Source organism: Amycolatopsis sp. Hca4 (genome assembly GCF_013364075.1).
GTDB lineage: Bacteria > Actinomycetota > Actinomycetes > Mycobacteriales > Pseudonocardiaceae > Amycolatopsis.
The window spans coordinates 5,363,308-5,383,467 of sequence record NZ_CP054925.1; the positions used below are offsets into that span (position 1 = coordinate 5,363,308).

19 protein-coding genes and 1 pseudogene are annotated in these 20,160 nt (G+C 71.3%); 8 read left to right on the plus strand and 12 right to left on the minus strand.

Features of this window, described 5'->3' with window-relative positions:
- Window positions 1-75 precede the first annotated feature (75 nt).
- Window positions 76-378, plus strand: a complete 303-nt coding sequence (locus HUT10_RS23560) for a WhiB family transcriptional regulator (protein ID WP_033261506.1) — start codon at window positions 76-78, stop codon at window positions 376-378.
- 78 nt (window positions 379-456) lie between these two features.
- Here the strand turns inward: HUT10_RS23560 and HUT10_RS23565 are convergent, their stop codons facing one another.
- From HUT10_RS23565 to groES, 3 genes are all read right to left on the minus strand, one after another.
- Window positions 457-1,062, minus strand: coding sequence for a DUF2625 family protein (locus HUT10_RS23565; protein ID WP_176173224.1), 606 nt, complete (start codon window positions 1,060-1,062; stop codon window positions 457-459).
- 72 nt (window positions 1,063-1,134) lie between these two features.
- Complete coding sequence (gene groL / locus HUT10_RS23570; protein WP_176173225.1) at window positions 1,135-2,748, minus strand: chaperonin GroEL; 1,614 nt, start codon at window positions 2,746-2,748, stop codon at window positions 1,135-1,137.
- 96 nt (window positions 2,749-2,844) lie between these two features.
- A complete protein-coding gene (gene groES / locus HUT10_RS23575) occupies window positions 2,845-3,138 on the minus strand; it encodes a co-chaperone GroES (protein ID WP_004559922.1) in 294 nt (97 codons plus the stop codon).
- 317 nt (window positions 3,139-3,455) lie between these two features.
- On the opposite strand from groES, the pseudogene HUT10_RS23580 reads away from it, so the two are divergent.
- A pseudogene (locus tag HUT10_RS23580) lies at window positions 3,456-5,320 on the plus strand (N-acetylmuramoyl-L-alanine amidase).
- A gap of 22 nt (window positions 5,321-5,342) precedes the next feature.
- Here the strand turns inward: HUT10_RS23580 and HUT10_RS23585 are convergent.
- Entirely contained in the window at window positions 5,343-6,719 is a 1,377-nt protein-coding gene (locus HUT10_RS23585) for a glycosyltransferase family 2 protein (protein WP_176173226.1), read from the minus strand.
- The gene (xrtP, locus tag HUT10_RS23590) at window positions 6,716-7,225 is read right to left on the minus strand and encodes an exosortase P (RefSeq protein WP_176177962.1); all 510 of its coding nucleotides are present in this window, start codon (window positions 7,223-7,225) and stop codon (window positions 6,716-6,718) included. Before xrtP ends, HUT10_RS23585 begins: the two co-directional genes overlap by 4 nt.
- Window positions 7,226-7,585: 360 nt before the next feature.
- Here xrtP and HUT10_RS23595 point away from each other — a divergent pair, with 360 nt between their 5' ends.
- The 3 genes from HUT10_RS23595 to wecB all read left to right on the plus strand — a co-directional run bounded on the left by HUT10_RS23595 (window position 7,586) and on the right by wecB (window position 9,799).
- Window positions 7,586-8,353 carry a choice-of-anchor P family protein gene (locus HUT10_RS23595; protein ID WP_176173227.1) on the plus strand — a complete coding sequence of 256 codons (768 nt, stop codon included), beginning with the start codon at window positions 7,586-7,588 and terminating at the stop codon, window positions 8,351-8,353.
- 11 nt (window positions 8,354-8,364) lie between these two features.
- The gene (locus HUT10_RS23600; protein WP_176173228.1) at window positions 8,365-8,544 is read left to right on the plus strand and encodes an LPXTG cell wall anchor domain-containing protein; all 180 of its coding nucleotides are present in this window, start codon (window positions 8,365-8,367) and stop codon (window positions 8,542-8,544) included.
- Between the two features lie 109 nt (window positions 8,545-8,653).
- Window positions 8,654-9,799, plus strand: a complete 1,146-nt coding sequence (wecB, locus tag HUT10_RS23605) for a non-hydrolyzing UDP-N-acetylglucosamine 2-epimerase (RefSeq protein WP_176177963.1) — start codon at window positions 8,654-8,656, stop codon at window positions 9,797-9,799.
- A gap of 216 nt (window positions 9,800-10,015) precedes the next feature.
- Here wecB and tsaD read toward each other — a convergent pair whose 3' ends face one another.
- The 3 genes from tsaD to tsaB are packed head-to-tail and all read right to left on the minus strand — an operon-like array spanning window position 10,016 to window position 12,203.
- On the minus strand, window positions 10,016-11,062 hold the full coding sequence (gene tsaD, locus HUT10_RS23610) for a tRNA (adenosine(37)-N6)-threonylcarbamoyltransferase complex transferase subunit TsaD (RefSeq protein ID WP_176173229.1): 1,047 nt from the start codon (window positions 11,060-11,062) through the stop codon (window positions 10,016-10,018).
- Window positions 11,062-11,541, minus strand: coding sequence for a ribosomal protein S18-alanine N-acetyltransferase (gene rimI / locus HUT10_RS23615; protein WP_217709634.1), 480 nt, complete (start codon window positions 11,539-11,541; stop codon window positions 11,062-11,064). Before rimI ends, tsaD begins: the two co-directional genes overlap by 1 nt.
- On the minus strand, window positions 11,538-12,203 hold the full coding sequence (gene tsaB / locus HUT10_RS23620; protein WP_176173230.1) for a tRNA (adenosine(37)-N6)-threonylcarbamoyltransferase complex dimerization subunit type 1 TsaB: 666 nt from the start codon (window positions 12,201-12,203) through the stop codon (window positions 11,538-11,540). The genes rimI and tsaB overlap by 4 nt, the downstream gene beginning before the upstream one ends.
- A gap of 99 nt (window positions 12,204-12,302) precedes the next feature.
- Between tsaB and HUT10_RS23625 the strand changes: the two genes are divergently transcribed.
- From HUT10_RS23625 to HUT10_RS23635, 3 genes are all read left to right on the plus strand, one after another.
- Entirely contained in the window at window positions 12,303-13,727 is a 1,425-nt protein-coding gene (locus tag HUT10_RS23625) for an acyl-CoA synthetase (protein WP_176173231.1), read from the plus strand.
- Window positions 13,720-15,048, plus strand: a complete 1,329-nt coding sequence (locus HUT10_RS23630; RefSeq protein ID WP_176173232.1) for a carboxyl transferase domain-containing protein — start codon at window positions 13,720-13,722, stop codon at window positions 15,046-15,048. The genes HUT10_RS23625 and HUT10_RS23630 overlap by 8 nt, the downstream gene beginning before the upstream one ends.
- 74 nt (window positions 15,049-15,122) lie before the next feature.
- Entirely contained in the window at window positions 15,123-16,085 is a 963-nt protein-coding gene (locus HUT10_RS23635; RefSeq protein WP_176177965.1) for a serine hydrolase, read from the plus strand.
- A 270-nt stretch (window positions 16,086-16,355) separates the two neighbouring features.
- On the opposite strand, the gene tsaE is transcribed toward HUT10_RS23635, so the two are convergent.
- The 4 genes from tsaE to HUT10_RS23655 are packed head-to-tail and all read right to left on the minus strand — an operon-like array spanning window position 16,356 to window position 20,159.
- Window positions 16,356-16,817: a tRNA (adenosine(37)-N6)-threonylcarbamoyltransferase complex ATPase subunit type 1 TsaE gene (tsaE, locus tag HUT10_RS23640; RefSeq protein WP_176173233.1), complete on the minus strand. Its 462-nt coding sequence runs from the start codon at window positions 16,815-16,817 to the stop codon at window positions 16,356-16,358.
- Window positions 16,814-17,911: an alpha/beta fold hydrolase gene (locus tag HUT10_RS23645; RefSeq protein ID WP_176173234.1), complete on the minus strand. Its 1,098-nt coding sequence runs from the start codon at window positions 17,909-17,911 to the stop codon at window positions 16,814-16,816. Before HUT10_RS23645 ends, tsaE begins: the two co-directional genes overlap by 4 nt.
- A complete protein-coding gene (gene alr, locus HUT10_RS23650) occupies window positions 17,908-19,038 on the minus strand; it encodes an alanine racemase (RefSeq protein WP_176173235.1) in 1,131 nt (376 codons plus the stop codon). The genes HUT10_RS23645 and alr overlap by 4 nt, the downstream gene beginning before the upstream one ends.
- A gap of 29 nt (window positions 19,039-19,067) precedes the next feature.
- Window positions 19,068-20,159, minus strand: a complete 1,092-nt coding sequence (locus HUT10_RS23655) for an ABC transporter ATP-binding protein (RefSeq protein ID WP_176173236.1) — start codon at window positions 20,157-20,159, stop codon at window positions 19,068-19,070.
- Window position 20,160 lies beyond the last annotated feature (1 nt).

Below are 20,160 nucleotides of genomic sequence, written 5' to 3' on the forward strand. Positions count from 1 at the left end.
CCGTTGCACCGAATGGAGTATCGACTCCACAGCAGAGCAGCTAGCGGCATCGACCGAATGACGGAGGCGGTCAGGATGGCAGACACGCGCAGGCTCCCAGGACCCAACGCCGACATGTGGGACTGGCAGCTCGAAGGGTCGTGCCGGGGGATGGACAGCGCGTCCTTCTTTCACCCGGACGGCGAGCGCGGCCCGGCGCGGGCACGGCGGGAAGCCAGAGCGAAGGCCGTCTGCCTGAGCTGCCCGGTTCTCGAGATGTGCCGCAGCCACGCGCTGGCCGTGCACGAGCCGTACGGCATCTGGGGCGGGCTCTCGGAGTCCGAGCGGGAACACATCATCAAGTCGGACAAACGCGCGCTCAGCATGTCCGGCGGCTGAGCGCGCCACGGGCTGGACACAACACAGACATCGGAGGGCGGCACCGGGTGGGGTGCCGCCCTCCGTGCCGTCCAGGGGTCAGAGCTGCCGGGCGGCGTGCTGGTGCACGGAGACCAGCTCCGGCAGCGGGACGACGGCCCGAGACACCGTCGCAAGGTCCTTGCCTTCGACTGTCCACGGTGGCGGGAAGGTGTGGATGCCCTGGTCGGCGGCGACCGCGCCGACCTCGTCCGGCCAGCCGGGCCAGCGCAAGGTTTCGTAGAACCGGTCGAGCGAGCCGGCCAGCACCGCGTGCAGCCAGGCGGCGTAGCCCTGGCCGAGGTCCTGCCATTCGAGGACGTCCGGCCCGAAGTAGTGGACGGTCGGCCGGCCCTCCGGGTTCGCGGCCCAGACGTAGGAGCCGCCGAGGACGTCGTAAGCCACCGGCAGGATGCCGGACCCGGGTTCGGCGCGCTCGAGGATGCCGGGCAGCGCGCCCGCACCGCTGCCGAGTACCCGCAGCCACCCGTGGTCGACCAGCAGGCCGCCGGTGTGGCCGACGACGGCGCCCAGCCACGACGTTGTCGTGATCCGCAGTTCACGCAGGCAGTGGGCCGCGCGGCCGCCGTCGGTTTCGAGCACGGTCACCGGGTAGGGCGCCGCGGCGATCGCGGCGGCCACCTCGTCCCACGCTGGTGTCGTCATGCCGGTCAGCGTGGCAGACGAAAACGGGGCGGCACCTCGCGAGAGGTACCGCCCCGTTCCCGTGGAACGGCGTCAGTGCGAGTGGCCGTGGCCCGCCGCGGCGGGCTCTTCCTCGGCCGGCTTCTCGACGACCGACGACTCGGTCGTCAGCACGAGCCGCGCGATCGAAGCAGCGTTCGCCACCGCGGACCGGGTCACCTTGACCGGGTCGACGATGCCGGCGGCCAGCAGGTCGGTCAGCTCGCCGGTGGCGGCGTTGAAGCCCTGGCCCCAGCCCTGCTCCTGCACCTTGTTGACGATGACCGCGCCCTCGTGGCCCGCGTTGGTCGCGATCCAGAACAGCGGCGCCGTCAGCGCGTCCTTCACGATCCGGACGCCGGTGGCTTCGTCACCGGTGAGGCCAAGGCCGCCCTCGAGCTCCTTGACCGCGTGGACCAGCGCCGAACCGCCGCCGGGCAGGATGCCCTCCTCGACGGCCGCCTTGGTCGAAGCCACGGCGTCCTCGATGCGGTGCTTGCGCTCGTTCAGCTCGGTCTCGGTGGCCGCGCCGACCTTGATGACCGCGACGCCGCCGCCGAGCTTCGCGAGCCGCTCCTGCAGCTTCTCGCGGTCCCAGTCGGAGTCGGTCGTCTCGATCTCCTTGCGGATCTGCGCGACCCGCCCGGCGATGGCGTCCTTGGAGCCGGCACCGTCGACGATCGTGGTGTCGTCCTTGGTGACGACGATCCGGCGGGCCTTGCCCAGCGCGCCGAGGTCGACGTCGGACAGCTTGCGGCCGATCTCCGCGGAGATCACCTCGCCGCCGGTGACGACCGCGAGGTCGTCCAGGAACGCCTTGCGGCGGTCGCCGAAGAACGGCGCCTTGACCGCGACGGCGGTGATCGTCTTGCGCAGCGAGTTCACCACGAGGGTGGACAGCGCCTCGCCGTCGACGTCCTCGGCGATGATCAGCAGCGGCTTCTTGGCCTCGACGACCTTCTCCAGCACCGGCAGCAGGTCGGCCAGCGCCGAGATCTTCTCGCGGTGCAGCAGCACGTAGGCGTCCTCGAGGATCGCCTTCTGCTCCTCCGGGTTGGTCGCGAAGTGCGCCGAGAGGAAGCCCTTGTCGAACTGGACGCCCTCGGTGATCACCAGCTCGGTCGCCAGGGTCGACGACTCCTCGATGGTGATGACGCCGTCCTCGCCGACCTTCTCGACGGCTTCGCCGAGCAGGGCGCCGATGTTGGCGTCGCGGGAGGTCACGGTGCCGACCTGGGCGATGTTCTCGCGGCCCTTGACCGGGGTGGCCTTGGCCTTGAGGACCTCGATGACCTTCTCCGCGGCGGCCTCGATGCCGCGGCCGATCGAGGTCGGGTTCGCGCCGGCCGCGACGTTGCGCAGGCCGACCTTCACCAGCGACTGCGCGAGCACGGTCGCGGTGGTGGTGCCGTCGCCCGCGACGTCGTTGGTCTTGGTGGCGACGCTCTTGGCGAGCTGCGCGCCGAGGTTCTCGAACGGGTCGTCGAGCTCGATCTCACGGGCGACGGTGACACCGTCGAGGGTGATGGTCGGGCCGCCGAACTTCTTGTCGAGCACGACGTGGCGGCCGCGCGGGCCGAGGGTGACCTTGACGGCGTCGGCGAGCTTGTTCACCCCGCGCTCCAGCGCGCGACGAGCGTCCTCGTCGAAACTGATCTGCTTGGGCATAGCGTGTTCCGCTTACCTTTCGGTGTCTTTGAACGCAAGAACGCCCCGTCCCCCGGCTTGTGCGGGGCCCGGGGCGTCATGCGCTGGGAGCGGACGTCAGTTGATGACGGCCAGCACGTCGCGGGCGGAGAGGATGAGGTAGTCCTCGCCGTTGTACTTGACTTCGGTGCCGCCGTACTTGGAGTAGATGACGACGTCGCCGACGTTCACGTCGAGCGGGACGCGGTTGCCCTTGTCGTCGATCCGGCCCGGGCCCACGGCCAGAACCTTGCCCTCCTGGGGCTTCTCCTTGGCGGTGTCGGGGATGACGAGGCCGGAAGCGGTCGTCTCCTCGGCCTCGCTCGTCTGGACGACGATCTTGTCCTCGAGCGGCTTGATGTTCACGCTCACCGGGTTGACCTCCACGGTCGTCGAAAGCGTTGGCAGGATGTGGTTACGGCTCTACCACCCCCGCCGTCGCGGGTGCCGGGGCTGTTCGGGCCGTGCGATTAGCACTCTAGCCACGTGAGTGCCAGTCGTGCAAGGAGGGTCCACCCGACGTGGGACAGCGGGCCTGACCGGCTTCTTTCAGCCTGCGCCGGCTCCGCGGCGGACGCCCGGCGGGCCATCACCCGCGACCCGCCATCACCCGTCGGCCGCTTACCTCCGGCGTGAGTTTCTGGTTAGGTTCTCACCTCTGGTACCCGCACCCTGGGGGTTCATCGCCCATGTCCCACCCGATCCCGAGAACCGCGGCCGTCGCGGCCGCCGTCGCCCTGCTCAGCGGCCTGGCCGCAGCCCCGGCCCACGCCGACCCCACCGGCCAGCGCCAACGCGACTTCGCCGCCGCCGCGGCCGAGTTCGGCGTCCCGGAGAACGTCCTCCTCGGCGTCTCCTACCTGGAGTCGCGCTGGGACAGCAACGCCGGCACGCCGAGCACGTCGGCGGGCTACGGGCCGATGCACCTCACCGACCTGCGCGAAGCCGGTGTCACGGGCACCCACCACGACGAAGGCACCGAGGACCCCCGCGGCGACGACGCCCGCCCGGCCCGGCACCCGCAGGCCGGCCCCGACGTGCCGCCGCCCGCGCTGCAGACCGTCGACGAGGCCGCCCAGCTCCTCGAGACCGACGCGCGGACGCTGCGCACCGACCCGGCCCAGAACATCCGCGGCGGTGCCGCACTCCTGGCGAAGTACCACACCGGCCACGACTGGTACGACGCCGTCGCGAAGTACAGCGGGTCCACCGGAGACGCGGCACGGACCTTCGCCGACGAGGTCTTCGACACGATCAAGACCGGCACCGCCCGGACCACCGACGACGGCCAGCAGGTCACCCTCGCCGCCACCCCGGACCTGGTCGTCCCCCAGCACCCCGAGACGAACCCGCCGGGCGTCGAATGCCCGCGCCGGGTGACGTGCGAGTCGGTCCCGGCCCCCTACCAGGAGCTGCCGAACGACGACTACGGCAACCACGACCTGGCCGACCGGCCGGACAGCCAGAAGATCGACCACATCGTCATCCACGACACCGAGGGCTACTGGGACAGCGTCCTCAAGCTCGCCCAGGACCCGACGTACGTCAGCTGGCACTACACGATCCGCTCCAACGACGGCCTGATCGCGCAGCACGTGCCGACCAAGGACGTCGCCTGGCACGCCGGCAACTGGTACGTCAACGCGAAGTCCGTCGGCATCGAGCACGAGGGCTTCGCCGCGAAGGGCACCTGGTACACCGAAGCCATGTACCGCTCGAGCGCGAAGCTCGTCGGCTACCTCGCGCGCAAGTACGACATCCCGCTCGACCGCGCGCACATCATCGGCCACGACAACGTGCCGGGCACCGTCCCGTCGACCATCAAGGGCATGCACTGGGACCCGGGCCCTACTGGGACTGGTCGCACTACTTCGACCTGCTGGGCGCGCCGCTCGGCGGGTTCGGCCTGCCCGGCTCGTCGCTGGTCACCATCGACCCGGACTTCGCGAAGAACCAGCCCGCGTTCACCGGCTGCGACAGCCCAGGGACGCCGTGCGCCCCGCGCGGCTCGGAAGCCGTCGTGCTGCACTCGGAGCCGAGTGAGGCTTCGCCGCTGCTGAAGGACATCGGCCTGCACACCGACGGCTCACCGTCCACGATGGACGTTTCGGACGTCGGCAGCCGGGCCGCGACCGGGCAGCGGTACGCCGTCGCCGAGGTGCGCGGGGACTGGACGGCGATCTGGTACCTCGGCCAGAAGGGCTGGTTCCACAACCCGCGCGGTGCCCGGGTGGCGAAGCCCGCGATCGGCTGGGTCGCGACGCCGAAGCCCGGCCTGGCGACCGTGCCGGTGTACGGCCGCGCCTACCCCGAGCCGGAGGCCTACCCGGCCGGCGTGACCGTGCAGGCCATCACGCCGCTGCCGTACACCCTCGCCGCCGGTCAGAAGTACTCCTCGGGCGGCACGGTCGGCTCGGAGTACTACTGGGCGACCACCTTCGACCCGGCCGACCACGTGGTGGTGAAGGGCAAGCTCAAGTACGTCCAGATCCAGTTCGGGCACCGGATCGCCTTCGTCAAGGCCGACGACGTCCGGATCGTCCCGGCGTTCTGACCCGCGGCGGTGGAGGTCGCGCTCACGCGTCGAGCGCGACCTTCACCCCGGCCGCCTGCTCGGTGTTGCGGCGCGTCTTCGCCCAGCCGTTGCGCCCGCGGACCAGCCGGAACAGCGCGCGCCACGACGTCACGTAGAACGTGTAGATGTACAGCGCGTAGGCGAAGCCCATGCCCAGCCCGCGCAGGATGTTCCTGCTGCGCAAGCACTTCAGCTGGTAGATCGGGCCCCAGACGAGGAACGGCAGCAGCCCGAACGAGCCGTAGATGGCGAAGAGGATCCAGGCGCCGCCGGTGAACCACGTCCACATCTGCGCCGGGTCGCCCGTCGTGCCGATCACCAGCAGGATGAACGGGATCGGGTAGAGCAGCGAGCCGAGCAGCTGCAGCCACGGCTGGGCCAGGTAGTACATCATCTCCGCCGCGCCGAGCGTGCTGACGTGCGGGGAATCCCAGATCCGCCGGAGGTACCGGGCGCACTGCATGGTGCCCTGGCCCCACCGCGTGCGCTGCACGAGGAACCGGCGCAGGCTGTACAGACCTTCCTGCGACACGTGGGAATCCGGGGTGAACGCGGTGCGCCAGCCCGCGGTGAGCAGGTGGACGCCGAGCTCGAAGTCCTCCAGCAGCGAGCCGCGCCACGGCTCTTCGGCGTCGCCCGCGATCGAGTCCAGCGCGGTGAGGCGGGTGAACTGGCCGTTGCCGCCCATGGAGATCGTGCCGGTGAACCCGCGGGACGTCTGGATCGCCGCGATCGCCGTGCGGAACTCCAGGTCCTGCAGCTGGGCGAGCTTGCGGCCGAACCAGCGGCCGAGGGGGTGGCGGCTCGGCGGTGGCGTGCCCGCGTTGCCCATCCACACGTCGAGCTGGACCGCACCGACCTCCGGGTCGCCGAAGAGGTGGTCCGCCGCGCAGACCTCGAGGCAGTTCGGCGCCGGGCGGCCGTCGGCGTCGACGACCACCACGACGACGTCGTCGCGGCGCGCGTCCGGGCCCATCCAGTCGTCGAGAGCGCGGTAGGCCGCGTTCAGCGCGTCCCCCTTGCCGGTGCGGGCCTCGGGGCGCACGCGCGGCACCAGGTGCAGGTACGGGTCGTAGCCGCCGTGCCGCCGCCAGAGCATCCGGACGACGCGGGCGGTGCGGTCCTCCGAGTCGTCGTCGACGACCCAGACGTGCGCCCGGCGGAACGTGGTCCGCAGGTAGCGGATGGTCTCGCGGATCACCGCCTGCTCGTCGCGGCACGGCACGAAGAAGTGCCACGTGAAGTCCGCCGGATCGCCGACCGGGCCGGGTTTGCGGCGCAGGTACGGCACCACGATCACCACGACGTAGACGAGGAACGCCACGCTCATCGTCAGCGCGAACGCCTGCGTGATGGCCAGCAGGACCTTGACGCTCATGCCTTCTTCTTCCGGGTGGCCAGCCAGACGAACAGGACGATCGAGACGGCGCCGCCGAACACGCTCACCATCGAACCGAGCAGCGTGTGACCCCAGTAGTAGCCCTCGTCGGTACCGAGGGAGTGCACGAGCCCGACGATCGTCAGAATGCGCAGCTGGTTCACCAGCACGACGACGACCGCCGAAATGCCGAGCGAAAAGAACAACCGCCGCGCATTCGACGGGCGGAAGTACACCATGGCCATCGTCACAACGAGCAGCGGGAGCAAAAGGAACGCCGAAGAGCATTCCGGCGTCATTCTCAACCCGAACGGAGTAGCACTGGTCAACCCAAAGTAAACGGACTCCCGATCGGGTGCCACATAGACACCCGATGTAGTGAACAGATCGAGGATCGCGCCGGCGAGACGCACTTCCAGCTCGCGGTAGAACCGCTCGGCCAGCACCACCACGACCCCCGCGGCGGCCAGCGCACTCAGCGCCACTACCAGCGGAAACCGTGTCATCCCTGAGTTCGGAGCGCTCGCTACCGCCACGACGTTCCTCTCGGTGTCGATTTTCCGACCAAGCTGCGGACCCCGGGCGAGCGTAGGACATGTGTGCCACGCCTTTCCACTCGGAGGGGTGGAAAAGCCGCCCCAATCGGCTGGACCTGTGGCGAACTTGTTACGCCATCCGAGTGATGTCGAAATGACCAGCGAAAACGACGTCCAGCCTTACCCGATCCGGTGATTCGGGAAATTTTGTGTGCTATTCCGGCCGGTCTTCGCGATAGTCGATCCGCGTGCCGAGTCGAGGCAAGCCGGTTCGATCCGCGCCGCCGTCACGCACCCCCGATCAATCCAGCGAATTCGGAGGACCACTTGATGAAGAGCTCCCTCGTGCGCCGCGGCGGACTGCTCGCCGCGGTCGTGGCGAGCGTCGTGCTCGCCGGCGCGGCCCCCGCCTCGGCGGCCCCCGGCGACGGGTCCGCGTACGGCGTCAAGGTCGACGTCAAGCTGCTCGGCCAGGACGCGGTGAAGGCGGGCCCGTTCGCGGCCGCGAACACCGCGGGGCCGACCAGCAGCAGCCTGGCGAAGGTCGACCTGAAGGGCATCCTCACCGCCGGCGCGATCAACACCGAAGCCAAGCGCGACGAGAACTCCGGTGCGGTGACGGCGAAGGCGAGCACCGCCGACGTCGGGCTGCCGCTGCTGAAGGCGGCGCTCGGCAACGTCGGCATCAAGCTCGTCGAGGCCGTCTGCACCGCGACCCAGAAGGGCGTCGAAGGCAGCACGAAACTGGTCGGCGCCGACCTCGGCAGCGTCGGCGCGGTCGATGCCACCCCGGCGGCGAACACACAGATCAAGGTCGGCCTCGGCGCGCTCAACGTCGCGACGATCACCCTGAACGAGCAGATCAAGAACGCCGACGGCAGCCTCACGGTCAACGCCGTCCACGTGAAGCTGCTCGGCGAAGGGCTGCAGGCGCTCGGCTCGGGTGACGTGATCGTGTCGTCGGCGACCTGCGGCCCGGCCGCACCGCCGATGCCGCTGGCGTCCGGCCCCGGGCTGTGGATCGGGCTCGGCCTGCTCGGCGCCATCGCGGTGCCGGTCGGCACCCGCATCTCCCGCCGCCGTTCCGCTCGAGCCTGAGTGAGGTCCGGATGTACAGGATGCCGGGCGCCGGGGTCGGCGTGGCCGGTGGCGGGGTGGGCACCCTCGCCGCCACCGGTGCCGACATCGGGTGGTGGCTCGCGCTGGGCGTGCTCCTGGTCCTGCTCGGGGCCGTCGCGCTGATCGCCGTTCACCGCCGCAACCGCCGTCTTTCCCGGGCGCGGGAATGAGAAGCGGGCCGCCGGCGTGTGCCCCTCGCACGCCGGCGGCCCCCGCCGGCGGCACCCATTGCCGGGAATTTGCCGGAGACTGGACGATGTGGAGAAGGGGCGGCACGGGGTGGACGTGATGTTGCTGGCCGGGACGCGGCCGGAGGCCGTCAAGCTCGCGCCGCTGGCCCTGGCGCTGGCGGCGCACCGGGTGCTGCGCCCGGTCGTGGTCCACAGCGGCCAGCACCCGGGCATGGTCGAGCAGGCGCTGGAGCCGTTCGGGCTGACGGTGGACGAATGGCTCGCCGTACCCCCGCGCGTGACCGGCGGCCAGGCCGAGCTGGTGGCGGGCCTGCTCCCGGCCCTCGACGACGTGCTGCGCCGCACCGCACCGGCGGCACTGGTCGTCCAGGGCGACACGACGACGACGCTCGCGGGCGCGCTGGCCGCGTTCTGGCTGGGCATCCCGGTGGTCCACCTGGAGGCCGGGCTGCGCACCCACGACCTCGCGGCACCGTTCCCGGAGGAGGGCGCGAGGCAGATGGTGTCCCGCATAGCGGCCCTGCACCTGGCCCCGACCCTCGGAGCGGCGGCGGCGTTGCGCGAGGAAGGCGTGGCAAGGCAACGAATCGCGGTCACGGGCAACACGGTGGTCGACGCGGTGCTGGAGATAGCGGCCCGCGACGTCCCGGCCCGCGACACGGCGTTGGCGCTGCTGGAGATGGAGCTGGCCGAGGCGGGCGAGCGGCTGGTGCTGGTGACGTCCCACCGCCGAGAGTCCTGGGGCGAGCCGCTGGAGCGAACACTGGCGGCGGTGCAACTGATCGTGGCCGAGCACCCGGACGTGCAAGTGCTGTTCCCGGCGCACCCGAACCCGCAGGTCCGCGCCCAGGTGGAGGCGGCGCTGAGTGGCCTGCCCAGGGTGACGGTGACGGACCCGCTGGAGTACCCGGACCTGGTGAGGGCCCTGCGCCTGGCGGCGCTGGTGCTGACGGATTCGGGCGGCATCCAGGAGGAAGCACCGACGTTCGGAACACCGGTGGTGGTCCTGAGGGAGGTGACGGAGCGCGCAGAGGTGGTGGAGGCGGGCTGCGCATGGCTGGCAGGAACCGACACCGCGCGAATAGTGGACCTGGCAGCAAGGCTGCTGAGCGGCGAGGAGCGCCCAGCCCACGTGGGAAACCCGTACGGCGAAGGAAACGCGGCAACGCTGGCAGTGGCGGCAATAGAAGAACTACTGGGCGTACGGGCAACAACCCCGGAACCAGTTCAGTAGCAGAAGACCACCCACAAACCGGCGGCCGAACCAACACAAAAACCGGCAGCCGAAGCACCCCAAAGCGGCAACACGGAGCCCAGACCCCCCGCAACCCCGATCCGAAGCCCCAACACGGCCGGCGGCACGTTGTCAAGGCACGCTTTCCCGCCTTGACAACGTGCCGCCGGCCGTAGTCACAATCAGGCTTCGGGGTTGCGGAAACCAACCAACGAGCTAAAGAGAAACCACATTAACCGGCAAAGCCGGATTCGCACTGAAGTCGAGCGGAGCAGTAGGCCGCTTACCAGCAACAACATGCGCACCAAGAGCAGCGATCATCGCCCCGTTGTCAGTACACAACCGCGGCCGGGGAACCCGAAGCTCAATCCCCGCAGCAGCACACCGCTCAGCCGCAAGCTCCTTCAACCGCGAGTTGGCAGCAACCCCACCGGAGATGACCATCGTGTCGATCCCCTGCTCCCGAGCCGCACGAACAGCCTTCGCGGTCAGGACATCCGCAACAGCCTCCTGGAACGAAGCAGCAACATCGTCCACAGGAATCTCTTCACCCCGCCGAGCAGCACCCTCAACCCACCGAGCCACCGCAGTCTTCAGCCCGGAGAAGGAGAAATCGAAAGCAGCATCCCGCGGCCCGGTCATCCCCCGAGGAAACGCAATCGCCGAAGGATTCCCGTTCTTGGCCGCGTTGTCGATCGGCGGCCCACCCGGATAAGGCAGCCCCAGCACCCGGGCCACCTTGTCGTAAGCCTCCCCCGCCGCATCGTCCACAGTGGACCCCAGCTCGGTGATCGACGACGCGATGTCGTCCACGCGCAGAAGCTGCGTGTGCCCACCCGAAACCAGCAACGCCAGGCACGGCGCAGGCAACGGCCCGTGCTGCAGCGTGTCCACGGCAATGTGCCCGGCCAGGTGGTTGACGCCGTACAGCGGCACGTCCAACGCGGTCGCGTAAGCCTTCGCCGCCGAGACACCGACCAGCAGCGCACCCGCCAGCCCCGGCCCCGCCGTCACCGCGATCGCGTCCACATCGGACAGAGAGAGCCCGGCCGTGGCGAAGGCCCGCTCGGTCGTCGGGACCATCGCTTCGAGGTGCGCCCGGCTGGCGACCTCCGGCACCACCCCGCCGAAGCGGGCGTGCTGCTCGACGCTGGAGGCGACCTCGTCGGCCAGCAGCTCGACCGTGCCGTCGTCGTGCAGCCGGACCAGCCCGACGCCGGTCTCGTCGCACGAACTCTCGATACCCATGATGATGCGTGCCATCAGCCCGCCACCCCGTCCCGCGTCCGCGCCGGGCGGACCATCGTGTACGCGTCGGCGCCGGAAGGCTGGTAGTAGCGCTTCCGGATGCCGAGCCGCTCGAAGCCGTGGCGCTCGTACAGGGCGAGCGCGGTGGTGTTGTCCGTGCGGACCTCGAGGAAGACCGGGGCCTCGAACTCGTCGGCCCGCACCAGCAGGGCCCGCAGCAGCGCCTTGCCGATGCCCTGGCCCTGGTGTTCCGGCGCGACGCCGATGGTGTGCACGGTCGCCTCGTACTCGCCGCGGCGGCGGCCGACGACGGCGAGCCCGGCGTAGCCGAGCAGCTCGTCGCCCTCGTCCGGGCGGGCGGCGAGGTAGAAGTGGCCCGCGTCCAGTTCGGAGTGGAAGGCCCGGGCGCTCCACGGGTCGTCGCCGGTGAACAGGATCTGCTCGATCTCCACGCACCGGGCGATGTCCATGCGGCGCAGCGGCTCGAGTCTCACGGAGCGGTCACCCGTTTCGGCGCCGCGGGCTCGGCCGCGTCGGGGCGGCGCAGGTACAACGGCGTCAGCGGGGCAGGGGGTTCCGAAGCGAGCAAGGCGGTTCGGGCGGCTTTCACCAGCCCGGCGGGCGACGGGAAGCGCGGCTCGACCGGCTGGACGCCCAGCGCTTCGGCGTACAGCAGCGCGCCGTCACCGGCCGCGACCTTCAGGCCGGTGACGAGGTCGGCGGGCCGCTGGACGTGCGGGCCGTCGGTGCGCCGCCCGGCCGCGTCGTAGGCGGCCCAGTAGACCTCGCGGCGCCGGGCGTCGGTGAGCACGAGGAAAGCGTCTTCACCCGGGGCGACGTCGGCGGCCAGCGCGTCGAGGCTGCAGACCGGGTACACCGGGATGCCGAGGGCGTGGCCGAGGGCGGCTGCCGTGGCCATCCCGGCCCGCAGGCCGGTGAACGGCCCGGGTCCGACACCGGCGACGATCGCATCGAGGTCCTTCAGCGTCACGCCCGCGGCTTCGGCGGCGGCCAGCACGTGCGGCGTGATCAGCTCTCCGTGGGCACGGGGGTCGACCGTGACGCGCTCACCGCGCGTCTCGACCGAGCCGCCGTCCAGCGCGACGACGCCGGCGGTGACCGCCGGGGTCGAGGTATCGATCGCCAGTACCAACACGGTGTCCCAGCCTACGACCAGCGTCTTCGCCGGGTTGCTGCAGGGGACCGATCCGCGCGGTAACGTGCTGATCGAGTCCGACACTGGGAGGTCCCCGCGGTGCCCGACCCCTTGTTCCCCTCGCTCGTCGCCGGTGCCGCGAAGGAAGCCTTGCGCTTCGGCGACCACGCCCTGACCTACGACGACCTGGCCGCCGTCGCCGGTGGGCTCGCCCGCGAGCTGCCGCCCGGCCGGGTCGCGGTGTGGGCGACGCCGACCGTGCACACCAGCGTCGCGGTCGTCGCCGCGCTGCTCGCCGGGGTGCCGGCGGTGCCGCTCAACCCGAAGATCGGCGAACGCGAGCTCGCCCACATCCTCGCCGACAGCGAACCGCGGCTGGTGCTGGCCGAACCGGGTGCCGAACTGCCCGCCGGGCTGGCCGCGCTGCCGCGCCGGGACATCCCGCTGACCGGCGGGGAAGCGTCGGTCCCGGCCGAGCCGGACCCCGAATCCCCCGCGCTGATCGTCTACACCTCGGGCACCACCGGGCCGCCCAAGGGGGTCGTCCTCCCCCGGCGCGCCCTCGCGACCACGCTCGACGCACTGGAAGACGCCTGGGGCTGGACCGCGGACGACGTCCTCGTGCACGCGCTGCCCCTGTTCCACGTGCACGGGCTGATTCTCGGCATCCTCGGCCCGCTGCGCCGCGGCGGCTCGGTGCGCCACCTCGGCCGGTTCTCGACCGAGGGTGTCGCGCGGGAGCTGGCGGACGGCGCCACGATGCTCTTCGGCGTCCCGACGATGTACCACCGGATCGCCGGTGAGGTCGCCTCCGACCCGGTGCTGGCGGAGGCGCTCCGGAAAGCGCGCCTCCTGGTCTCCGGGTCGGCGGCGCTGCCGGTGCACGACCACCAGCGGATCACCGCGGCGACCGGCCAGCAGGTCGTCGAGCGCTACGGGATGACCGAGACGCTGATGAACACCAGCGTCCGCGCCGACGGCGAACGCAAGCCCGGCACGGTCGGCGTCCCGCTGCGCGGGGTCGAGCTCCGGCTGGTCGGCGACGACGGCGAAGTGGTCGAAGACCTCGAAACCGTCGGCGAGATCCAGGTTCGCGGCCCGAACCTGTTCACCGAGTACCTCAACCGCCCGGACGCGACGGCGGCGGCGTTCGACGGCGGCTGGTTCCGCACCGGCGACATGGCCACGCGCGACGCCGACGGGTACGTCAAGATCGTCGGGCGCAAGGCGACCGACCTGATCAAGAGCGGCGGCTACAAGATCGGCGCGGGCGAGATCGAGAACGCCCTGCTCGAACACCCCGGCGTCGCCGAAGCGGCCGTCACCGGCGAACCGGACGACGACCTCGGCGAGCGGATCGTCGCGTGGATCGTGCCGTCCGGGGCGCCACCGCTCGCCGACGAGCTGGCCGACCACGTCGCGAAGCTGCTCGCGCCGCACAAGCGCCCCCGGGTCGTGCGGTACCTCGATGCGTTGCCGCGCAACGACATGGGCAAGGTCATGAAGCGGGCGCTCGGTGCCTAGGCTGCCGGCGCGCGAGATCGTCGGCGCGATCGCCAACGGCTTCACGGAGTTCACCACGCCGCTGCGCGAGGAGCCGGCCGACGGCCCGATCGGCTGGCCGGGCTACCGCGCCGCCCGTGCCGCGGCGGAGGAACGCACCGGCGAGAAGGAGTCGGTCGTCTGCGGGACGGCCAAGATCGGTGACGTCGAAGCCGTGCTGATCGCCTTCGAGTTCGGGTTCCTCGGCGGGTCGCTCGGGCAGCGCACCGGCGACCGGATCGAGGCGGCGTTCGCACACGCCCGCGACGCGCGGCTGCCGGTGGTGTCGCTGATCGCCACCGGCGGCAGCCGCATGCAGCAGGGCATGCGCGCGTTGATGCAGCTGCAGCGGGTGGCGCGGGCGTCGGCACTGACGCGTTCGGTGGGCATCCCGCAGATTTCGGTGCTGCGCGACCCGACGACCGGCGGCGGCTGGGCGACGCTCGGGGCGGGCGCCGACGTCATCCTCGCGCTCCCGGAAGCGCAGGTCGGCTTCGCGGGCTCGCGGGTGCGTCCGCCGGGCTCGCCGGAGGCGTACACCGCCGAGGCGCACCTCGGCTGGGGCCAGGTCGACGCCGTCGTCACGCCGGAGGAACTCGGCGGGGTGCTGGAGCGGTGGCTGCGGCTGCTGACCGCGCGGTCGTCGGCCGCGGCGCCCCCGCCGTTCGCGCGGCGGGCCGCGTCGTTGCCTTCGACGGGCTGGGAAGCGGTGCAGGCCGCGCGTTCGCCGGAGCGAGCACGGGCGGCGGAGTACCTCGACGCCTACTTCGACTGGCGGGAGGACGTCAGCGGCGACCGCGTCGGCGGCGCGGACCCGGGTGTCGCGTGCGGCTTCGGCTGGCGCGACGGCCGGACGATCGCGTACGCGGCCCAGTGCGGCACGCCGACGTTGCCCGCGGGCTTCCGGACGGCGGCGCGGCTGGTGCGGCTGGCGTCCCGCTTGGGCATCCCGGTGCTGACCCTGGTCGACACCCCGGGCGCGGCGAACGACGCGGCAGCGGAACAGGCGGGCGCGGGCGGCGCGATCACGGAGCTGTTCGAGGCGGTGGCGACGGCTTCGGTCCCGGTGACGACCCTGGTGATCGGCGAAGGCGGCTCGGGCGGCGCGCTGGCGTTCGCGGCGGCGGGCTCGACGTGGGTGGCCCCGGACGCGTACTTCTCGGTGACGTCCCCGGAAGCCGCGGCGGCGATCCTCAAGCGGCCGGCGTCCGAGGTGCCGGACATCGCCAACCGGCTGCACCTGCGGCCGCAGGACCTGGTGGACCTGGGCGTCGCGCGGGCGGTGGTGGCTCCTGATCGATAACCGACCTCCGGCGGGTTGATCCGTGGTTGGATCTTGCGATGGGGTATCGACTCAACAGGCGAGCGGCGTTCGGTTTGGGGACCGCCGTCGCCGCAGGAAGCATTCTGGCCGGCTCTCCCGCGTCCGCGCAGGAGGCAGACACCGAGGCCAGCCCGGCCACACCGGACCGGGCCAGGCAGCGGGTGAAGCGCGTCTACGACAGCGCGGCCGCTGAAGCAGGCGGCGTCTGGAACTCCTACATCAGCGTGGCCGACGAAGTCGCCGTCGACGTGGCGTCCGACGAAATCGTCGAGGCGTACAGCGTCAACAAGGTGGCCGTCGCGGTGACCTTGATGGACAAGATCGACCGGGGCCTGCTCACGCTGGACCAGCAGGTCCAGGTGCCGGAGAGCATCGTGGTGCCGGGTGGTGACGGCATCATCATCCTGGACAAGGCGTACCCGAGCGCGTTCACGCTGGGGCACGTCCTGTCGCTGTTCCTCACGGTCTCGGACGACACGTGCGTCCGCCTGGTGGGGCTCGTGGTCCCGGCGGCCGAGATCAACCAGATCCTGGTGGCCAAGGGGTTCCCCCGGACCCAGGTGACACCGGTGGCCAACCCGAACCGCTACTTCCTCGGCAAGACGACCCCGCGCGAGACGCACGACCTGCTGAAGGCGCTGGTCGCGGGCACGTTGCTGAGCCCGGCGTCGACGGAGTACCTGCTGTCCATCCTGCGATCGCAGGTGGCGTTCACCGACGGGATCCGCCGGGAGATGTCGTCCGTCGACCGGGCGAGGATCGCCACGAAGGCGGGCTGGCTGAACGACGGCCGCAACGAGGCCGGGATCATGTTCGACGGCGCGGGCAAGCCGGTGTTGATCTACTCGATGTTCGCGCACGGCCAGGCGAACCCGGAGGACTTCGGAGCCACGCACCCGGTCCGCCAGGCCGCGGCGAAGATGGGGCCGAAGTTCCTGCGCGCGGTCGACAGGATCGGCGGCGTCGGCGCAAGGGCGTTCCGAGCCCCGGCCTACCAGCAGTACAACGGCGGCTGAGCGCAGCCACTCGCACGACCTGGTGCAGGGCGCAGACCCGCACCAGGGTCCGGCGTGCGGCCCGCCCGCCCAACGGCAGCCGGACGACCGACCCGCACCCCACCCAGACCTCCCCCCACCCCGATCCGAAGCCAGCACACGGCCGGTGGTGCCGGGTCAAGGCACGCTTTCCCGCCTTGACCCGGCACCACCGGCCGTGGTGACAATCGAGCTTCGGGGTGGCGGGCACCGCGACTCGGCCGCCCCGGGGAGCCTGAGCGCGGCCGGCGATCAAGCCGTCGTGAGCTCCGGAATCCGCTCCGCCCAGGCGCCATGCGGCTCCAGACTGACCTCGCGAACATCGTCCTCACGCCGGTCCAGCCGCACGACGAGGTAGTCCGAAGACAGCCGCTCAGCCGAACCCTCGCCCCACTCGACCACGATCGCCGAGCGTTCCAGGTCCGTGTCCAGGTCCAGGTCGTCCAGCTGCGAAAGGTCGCCACCAAGCCGGTACGCGTCCACGTGCACCAGCGGCACGCCCGCCGCACCAGCCGGGTGGACCCGGGCCAGGACGAACGTCGGCGAACTCACCCGGCCGCCGACGCCGAGGCCGTCCGCGATGCCCCGGGTCAGCGTGGTCTTGCCCGCTCCGAGCGGGCCGGCCAGCAGGACCAGGTCGCCCGCGCGCAGCGCGCGGCCGAGCGCGCGACCGAAGTCCATCGTCTCTTCGGGCGTGGGAAACACCATGCTCAACGCTGCCACCACCAGGTTCGCCGGGACGAGGATTCGCCGTCCACTCCGGAACAGCGTTGCAGAAGGTCGATCAGGTGGCTGTTCACCAGCTCCGGCTGCTCGAGCTGGACCATGTGCCCGGCGCCGCGGACGCGCACCAGCTCGGCGTCGGGCAGCTCGGCCGCGATCCGCTCCGCGTGCGAGAACGGCGTGAACCGGTCCGAATCGCCGCCGATGACCAGCACTTCCGCGTGCTTCAGCCCGGCCAGCGCCGCGTACCGGTTGTGGCTGCCGAGCGTGTCGACGAAATTCACGAGCCCGCGCACCGGCGTCACTTCGAGCATCTCGAGCATGAAGTCGACGAGCCTCGGCGCGACGTCACGGCTGCCGAACGCCAGCCGGCGCACCGCCTGCCGGGTCAGCTGGCCGCCCGCCGCGCGGACGAACTCCACCAGCCCCGGCTGCCAGCCGGCGAGGCCGCCGGCCGCACGCGTCAGCGGGTTGTACTTCGAGAGCAGCGAGCGCGGCAACCCGCGTGCGCCCACTTCACCCGCCGCGGTCGCGATGAAGGCAACCCCGCAGATGCGGTCTTCGAACAGCGCGGGGAACTCGGCGGCCAGCTCCATGATGACCATGCCGCCCATCGAGTGCCCCATCAGCACGATGGGCCCGTCCGGCACCACGGACCGCAGCACGCAGTCCAGGTCGCGGGCCAGCTGCTCGATGGTCGACGTCTCGGCCGAAGCCGCGCCGGACAGGCCGTGGCCGCGGTGGTCGTAGTACACCTGACGCACGCGCGGCAGCCGGAGCGACGCCAGGTCGCGGCGCTGGAAGTGCCAGCAGCGCCGCGAAAGCGCGAAGCCGTGCACCCCCACGACGGTCAGTTCCGGTTCGCCGCCGTCCTCCGGGTCGATCTCCTCGACCGAGAGCGGCGTGCCGTCCTCGGCCGCGACCGTCGAAGTGCGGTCGGGCTTCAGCTCCCCCAGCGGCTCGTCCACGTACGGATCCTCACTGTGCCGCCGCTGCTGCGCGGCGACGGCGATGGCGGCGGCGGTCCCGGTGGCCAGTGCCCCGACCCCGCCGGCGATGGCCAGCAGTCGTCGTGAAGGTGTCACGGGCGTTCCCCCAGATACCGGCGCCGGACGCGCGGCCGGTACATCGAGGTCACGATCTCGTAGTCGATGGTGCCCAGCTTGTCGGCCCATTCCCGGGCGGTCGGCTCGCCGTGCGTCCCGGCGCCGAACAGGACGACCTCGTCACCGACCGCGGGCTCGTAGTCACCGCAGTCGACCACCAGCTGGTCCATGCAGACCCGGCCGGCGACCGGCCGCCGCTGCCCACCGAGCCAGACGTCCATGCGGCCCGAAAGGGACCGCGGGACGCCGTCGGCGTACCCGGCCGGGACGAGCGCGAGGTTCGTATCCCGGGAAGCGGTCCAGGTGTGCCCGTAGGACACCGATTCGCCCGCTCCGATGCGCTTGACCAGCGCCACCGCGGACCGGAACGTCATGGCCGGACGCAGGTCTTCGGCCTGCGGCACCGGGTTCAGGCCGTACATGGCGATGCCGGGCCGGACGATGTCGAAGTGCAGGTCCGGCCGGGTGAGCAGGGCCGCGGAGTTCGCCAGGTGCCGCATCGGGTCCAGCCCGGCGGCGCGGGCGGTGTCGTAGGCCTCGGCGAAGCGTTTGGCCTGCTCGTCGGTCGCCGGGTGCGCCGGCTCGTCGGCGCACGCGAGGTGGGACCAGATCGCGACCACCTCGACCCGCGGTTCGGCGGCCGCCGCTTCGACCAGCTCGGCCCACGCGGCGGGCGGACAGCCGTTGCGCGAGAGCCCGGTGTCGATTTTGAGGTGCACACGAGCCCGGGTACCCGGTTTCGCGGCGGCGGCGATGCGGCGAAGCTCACCCAGCGAGCTGGCGGCGAGGTCGACGTCGTTCTCGACGCCGGCCGCGAAGTCGACATCGGGGGTGTCCAGCCAGCTGAACAGCCGGGTCCTGATGCCGGCCTCGCGCAGGGCGAGGGCCTCGCCGAGCGAGCAGGTGCCCAGCCAGGACGCCCCGGCCTCGACCGCGGCGCGCGCCACCGGCAGCGCGCCGTGGCCGTAGGCGTCGGCCTTCACCACGGCCATCACCTGCGAGCCGGGCGCGCGGGCGCCCAGCAGGGTGAGGTTGTGGCGGATCGCGTCGAGGTCGATGCCGACCTGCGCGCGAGGGCTGCGCTCATGGGAAAAACTGGAGGTCATAGCGCCCTCCAGTTTCCCATGACCCGAGGTCAGGGCAGGCGCAGCCCGGACGTGGCGGAGAACACGTGCAGCTCGTCGGGGCGGATCCGCAGGTGGACCGTGTCGCCCATGGCCGGCGGCGTGCGGGGGTCCACCCGCGCCACGACGTTGGACTTCGTGCCTTCGGCGTCGGTCTCGGCCAGCTTGCCGTAGACGTAGGCGTCCGAGCCGAGCTCCTCGACCAGGTCGACCTTGATCGGCACGGAGTCGGGGCCCTCGGTGGTCACCTCGAGGGACTCCGGCCGGAAGCCGAGGGTCACCGTGTCGCCGTCGGCGGCCGCGATGACCTCGCGGGTCAGGCGGACGCTGCCGCCGCCCAGCTCGGCGCCGTCCGCGGTCAGCTTCGCGGTCACCAGGTTCATCGCCGGCGAGCCGATGAAGCCCGCGACGAAAGCGTTTGCGGGCTTGTCGTACAGCGCGCGCGGGGTGTCGCACTGCTGCAGCAGGCCGTCCGACAGCACCGCGACGCGGTCACCCATCGTCATGGCCTCGACCTGGTCGTGCGTCACGTACACGGTGGTGACGCCGAGGCGGCGCTGGAGCGCGGCGATCTGCGTACGCGTCGAGACACGCAGCTTGGCGTCGAGGTTCGACAGCGGCTCGTCCATCAGGAAGACCTGCGGCTCGCGGACGATCGCGCGGCCCATCGCGACACGCTGGCGCTGACCGCCGGAGAGCGCCTTCGGCTTGCGGTCGAGGTACTGCTCGATGTCCAGCAGCTTCGCGGCCTCGAGGACCTTCTGCTTGATCTCGGACGCGGGCCGCCCGGCGATCTTCAGCGCGAAGCCCATGTTCTGCGCCACGGTCATGTGCGGGTACAGCGCGTAGTTCTGGAACACCATCGCGATGTCGCGCGAACGCGGCGGCAGCTGGGTGACGTCGCGGTCGCCGATCCAGACGGCACCGTCGTCGATGTCTTCGAGGCCGGCCAGCATGCGCAGGCTGGTCGACTTGCCGCAGCCGGACGGGCCGACCAGCACGAGGAACTCGCCGTCGGCGATCTCCAGGTCCAGCGCGTCGACCGCGGGGCGCTCGGCACCGGGGTAGCGGCGGGTCGCCTTGTCGTAGGTGATGGAAGCCATC

What these genes read in the sequence shown, in the direction of transcription:
- HUT10_RS23560 (WP_033261506.1), top strand. Translation starts at nt 76, where the DNA reads ATGGCAGACACGCGCAGGCTCCCAGGACCCAACGCCGACATGTGGGAC.
- HUT10_RS23565 (WP_176173224.1), bottom strand. Translation starts at nt 1,062, where the DNA reads ATGACGACACCAGCGTGGGACGAGGTGGCCGCCGCGATCGCCGCGGCG.
- groL (WP_176173225.1), bottom strand. Translation starts at nt 2,748, where the DNA reads ATGCCCAAGCAGATCAGTTTCGACGAGGACGCTCGTCGCGCGCTGGAG.
- HUT10_RS23585 (WP_176173226.1), bottom strand. Translation starts at nt 6,719, where the DNA reads ATGAGCGTCAAGGTCCTGCTGGCCATCACGCAGGCGTTCGCGCTGACG.
- xrtP (WP_176177962.1), bottom strand. Translation starts at nt 7,225, where the DNA reads ATGACACGGTTTCCGCTGGTAGTGGCGCTGAGTGCGCTGGCCGCCGCG.
- HUT10_RS23595 (WP_176173227.1), top strand. Translation starts at nt 7,586, where the DNA reads ATGAAGAGCTCCCTCGTGCGCCGCGGCGGACTGCTCGCCGCGGTCGTG.
- HUT10_RS23600 (WP_176173228.1), top strand. Translation starts at nt 8,365, where the DNA reads ATGTACAGGATGCCGGGCGCCGGGGTCGGCGTGGCCGGTGGCGGGGTG.
- tsaD (WP_176173229.1), bottom strand. Translation starts at nt 11,062, where the DNA reads ATGGCACGCATCATCATGGGTATCGAGAGTTCGTGCGACGAGACCGGC.
- alr (WP_176173235.1), bottom strand. Translation starts at nt 19,038, where the DNA reads ATGACCTCCAGTTTTTCCCATGAGCGCAGCCCTCGCGCGCAGGTCGGC.
- HUT10_RS23655 (WP_176173236.1), bottom strand. Translation starts at nt 20,159, where the DNA reads ATGGCTTCCATCACCTACGACAAGGCGACCCGCCGCTACCCCGGTGCC.